Raw genomic sequence first — 4,539 nt, 5'->3', positions numbered from 1 at the left:
ATATTAAATTGATTTCACAATAATGTAATTTACTTTCAGTATTTTGTTTGTTTTTCTATTTTTGGTGTGATTTAGAGTGTTTTAGGATGAATTTTAATCTAATTTTGTTTGTTACTTACAGAAATAGACATTTTTGAGAGCAGCTTATCCATCTATCTATAAATACATGCACTTCGCTTATTGCATCCATGCAGTCGCTGAAAATCAAGAGCAATCAATATAACGAATTTGTAGGTTGGGCTTCAGGCTATAAACTTATCTAGAAGTAATCAGTACCAACTAAAATGACTAGGATTTTATTATTCACCCATCTATCGGGCTACCCGAAACGACAGGGCTTTAAGGTTAAGTATCTGTCGTAAGTAAATCTAAAGCTTGGCTGCGCCATAAAAATGAGAAAAAACAAGCAAAAAAAAGCCTGATAACAAATCAGGCTTAAAAATGAGAACACACATAAAAACTATATAAATAGACTGGGTATATTTATATAAGTTCAAAATTTTTAATTTATAACTTGTTGTTAGGGCAATAACTTAGCATGGTTATATTTGTAAGTTGATTAATAGTATTGAAATAAAAACCAATCAAAATCAATAAGGAAAATAAAATTATTGCGGTTTAAGTGACAGTGCATGGGGTGACGCAAGGTGAAATTACCTTTAGTATGGTTTTATCTTTAAGGATCAAAAAGACCTACTACTTTTGCAAGGTTACTATCGCCTTTTTTCTAAAACGCAAAACTCATATTTTACTTATCATCTTTATAGAGCTAATTAATGGAAATAATCGTTCGCTTTAAGTCTTTGTTCTCTTTAATGAATTTAATTGTATTTGCAGTGATGATTGTGAGCTATATAGCCATGATATATTTGAGCCTAACGTTTTTTATGGTGGGTAATATTGCCATCTTATGGCTTGGAAATGGCATAGCAATCGCATTATTTTTAGTCTGCTCAACAAAACGCTGGCTCCACTTAACGTTAGGTATGATCTCAGCCTACATCATTGGGATTTACACTTATTTTGGTAGTTTTGAAATTGTTCAAATAGCTTTTCTAACAGCCAATGTATCCAGCGTCATTTTATCGGCGGCTATATTTAAGCAGTTATGCAAAGAACCCATTTGCTTTATTGATTTGCGACAAAATATATTCTTTTTAATCGTACTATGCATGATGAATGCATTACTGAATGTAACTATAGGCACAACTGCACTCTGGTTAATTGCAGATTTCCCTCCTGTGTTAAGCAATGGTCTTGTATGGTTTGTGGGCAATGCCGTGAGTATCTTTGCATCAACACTGACTGCCTTTCATATAGTAAATTCTGTTAAGCACAGAACATTGTCTTTACGCATTAGTCAGTCAAAGCTACTAGAACTTGCAGTACTGTGTACCGCTACCTTATTAATCTTAGTCGAGGTTTTTGGGAGGCAGCATTACAATAAGTTTACTGTCAGTTTAATATTCTTATTGTTCCCCGTGGCTATGTGGGTTGCATTGCGCTTTAACCATTATATAACTTCTGTATGGATAACCGTTGTATTTTTAGCTTGTGGGTTTTATAGCACAGCAAAACTTGGCCCTTTCATGTTCATGTTTAATGATTTGAGCTATGCCATTTTCTATATGCAAATATATATTTTTACTGCTTGTAGTACTGCACTTCTCATAGGTACCATAAATACTGAAAAAGAAAGCAAAAACCAAATGATTGCCAAATTGAACCAGCAATTAGATAACCTTACTAAAATTGATCCGCTGACAAAAATCGCCAATCGTCGTAAGTATGATGAGTCAATAAAATCAGCGCTAGCTATAGCCAATTCAGAAGGAACACCTTTAACCCTTATTGCCATTGATATTGATTATTTTAAGCTTTTCAACGATGAGTATGGTCACCTAGCGGGAGACGATTGTTTAATTTCTGTGGCCAATGGCATCAATCAAAACCTATTACGTGTTAACGATATAGTTGCGAGAATGGGCGGTGAAGAGTTCTTTTGCATCTTACCCAATACAGATGCAGAAGCAGCTATTGGTATAATGCAAAGAATACAGGCCTCAATAACGGCACTTAATATCCCCCATCAAGCATCACCCGTTAAGCCATATTTAACAGTAAGCATGGGGTCTTGTACTGTATCAAAAAGCGATAATATTGATGCAATGCGTTTATATCAACAAGCAGATATGGCCTTGTATGCAGCAAAAGAGCAGGGGCGTAACACATTTGTGACCACCAAGTTTACTGATGCTCTTACGTGAAGGTTATCTAGGTAACCTGAGTTCTGGATAAGAAGTATCGTTAAAATTAATTTTAACGATACAATTCAATAGCCTGCTACTTCCCACCCAAATATCTTCACTTAAAAGCTTTACATAACCCAATAATAGCTAATGGCATTAAGTAACCCAAGCAATTCTCTGTTCGCTGAGAACTTATTGGGGGTTTTTGGAAAGTGTTGATAACCGTATAAAGTCAGCCCAGAGGGCTGTGAAGTTGCAAAATCTATGGAAAAAAGGTAACTAATAATTATCAGCCCTGCAACTGGACGGTTATACCTTATTTACATTATGAAATACTACTGCTTAATTGTTGGTGTGTTCTTTTTGAGCTGTGCATTATTGTTATTGATTGCTAGGGGGAGATTTATTAATGGCTCACAAACCGTCAAGGCTTTTGTCATTGAAAAAGTCTATCGCAATAAAAGTACTGAAGCTACGTTTTGAGAACCCATATTCAGGTTCAAATGAATACGTTTGTGATACCAGTATCCTTACACCTTTTTACAAGGTAAACGACAGTATAGACTTGGCCGTTTCAGAAAATAGAGTGCTAATAAAAAACTGTTTTTACATACTCATAGCCCCTATTGCGCTCGCAATTATAGGCTTTGTTTCTGTGTACGTGTTTTATCAACTGCAGTGAAACGCATAACCATCCACTTTAGTTAGTCGTAAGCTCGTTAAGTAAGCTTTTCTGTGGAATATCTAAAATGTGGCTTTGACAAAAGATAAAATGCTAAGAAGGTAACAGGCAAAAAAAAGCCTGATAACAAATCAGGCTTAAAAATGAGAACACACATAAAAACTATATAAATAGACGGGGAATATCGACATAAGTTCAAAGTGCTACGCATTCTTTTTAATAAATGTAATACAGCCCCTAGTATCAAGTAGCTTTAACGAACTTGACCACGCTACTCCTTCTAGTTTTTAGGCTGATTATTAATAAACTCAACACCGCGTAACATAGCGAGTACTAACTCTTTGGCATCGAATTTGGTTAATGCTGCATTTGCCCCTACTTGTTCGGCTTGGCTAACGCTAATAGCACTCGATAACGAAGTGTGAAGAATGATATATGCATCAGCCAGTGCTGGGGAGTTGCGTACCTCAAAGGTTAGTTCATAACCGTCTAAACCTGGCATCTCTATATCGGATACTAATAAATTAACCGGGTGTCCATTAGAGGCTTGTTCATGCATATATACCAAGGCCTTTTTACCATCATCTGTTACATGACATGGCACATTCAGTAGTTCTAAAACGTCGGTAAGTTGTCGCCTAGCGGTCAATGAATCATCAACAACCAATATATTCATTGGCTTAAGTTGTTCACGCCGAACATCGGTAACCACGGCTAGAGCAGCTTTGGGGTCTGGAGGGAAAATTTTATTTAGTAGTAACTCAACATCCATTAGTTAGATAACGTCATTACCAACTTCTACAGTCCCAGTTACAAAAATCCCGGTACCAAGTTTTTTATCAGGTTGTTTGATTTCTTGCCAATTGGTTTCAACAATTTTTTCAATTTGGCTAACGATAAAGCCAACTACTTTTCGTTGGCAATCTGTCACCACAATAAAAGACTTACTGAGGTTGCTCTCTTCAACTGGGCCAAGCCCTAATACTTCAGCCATATCGATAATCGCGATAGTTTGATCTCGAATGGTTAATATACCTTTAACACCGGGTTCTGAATTAATCATAGCTGTTACGGGTTTATACGGTACAAGCTCTTGGATTTTCAATGTACCCAAAGCAAACTGGCGACCATTCTTTAGCCTAAATAGTAATAGCCCTTGCGAGTAGTTAGCTTTAGACGCCACAACCTTCTCCGGTGAATAAAATGTTGAATAACTAAAAGTAAGGTTGAGGGTAAATCAAGAGCATCGGTATTGTCGATGAAAAACAGGCAAAAAAAAGCCTGATAACAAATCAGGCTTAAAAATGAGAACACACATAAAAACTATAAAGTCAGACGTGCAACGTCAGCATAAGTTCAAAATAATGTGTATTTTTAAGTGAGATAAATCAGTCATGCTTCATGAACGCCTTAAATAACATGAATGTGAAAGCTATTTTTATAGGGGCGTATTAGAGCTAATGAAGCTGAATTTCAGGCACAAAAAAAGCAAACAGTGTTATCTGTTTGCTTTTTTAGGATTGGTTTATTTGAGCTTATTTAGAGACTTTTTCAGAGATGTAGTTGATAACGCTAGTAGCGCCACGTTCTTGGAAGAACTCAACTAAG

The 4,539-nt window shown here is 36.1% G+C and carries 1 protein-coding gene and 1 pseudogene; one reads left to right on the top strand and one right to left on the bottom strand.

Annotation, left to right across the window (positions count from 1 at the left end):
• Positions 1-776: 776 nt before the first annotated feature.
• Complete coding sequence (locus tag ABJE44_RS11125) at positions 777-2,267, top strand: diguanylate cyclase (RefSeq protein ID WP_348110465.1); 1,491 nt, start codon at positions 777-779, stop codon at positions 2,265-2,267.
• Between the two features lie 944 nt (positions 2,268-3,211).
• Here the strand turns inward: ABJE44_RS11125 and ABJE44_RS11120 are convergent.
• Positions 3,212-4,114: pseudogene (locus tag ABJE44_RS11120) on the bottom strand (chemotaxis protein).
• Positions 4,115-4,539: the final 425 nt, after the last annotated feature.

This window comes from Paraglaciecola sp. (genome assembly GCF_039942875.1).
Taxonomy (GTDB): domain Bacteria; phylum Pseudomonadota; class Gammaproteobacteria; order Enterobacterales; family Alteromonadaceae; genus Paraglaciecola.
The sequence above is the reverse complement of the archived record's forward strand: the minus strand, read 5'-3'. Positions and strand labels throughout refer to the sequence as shown.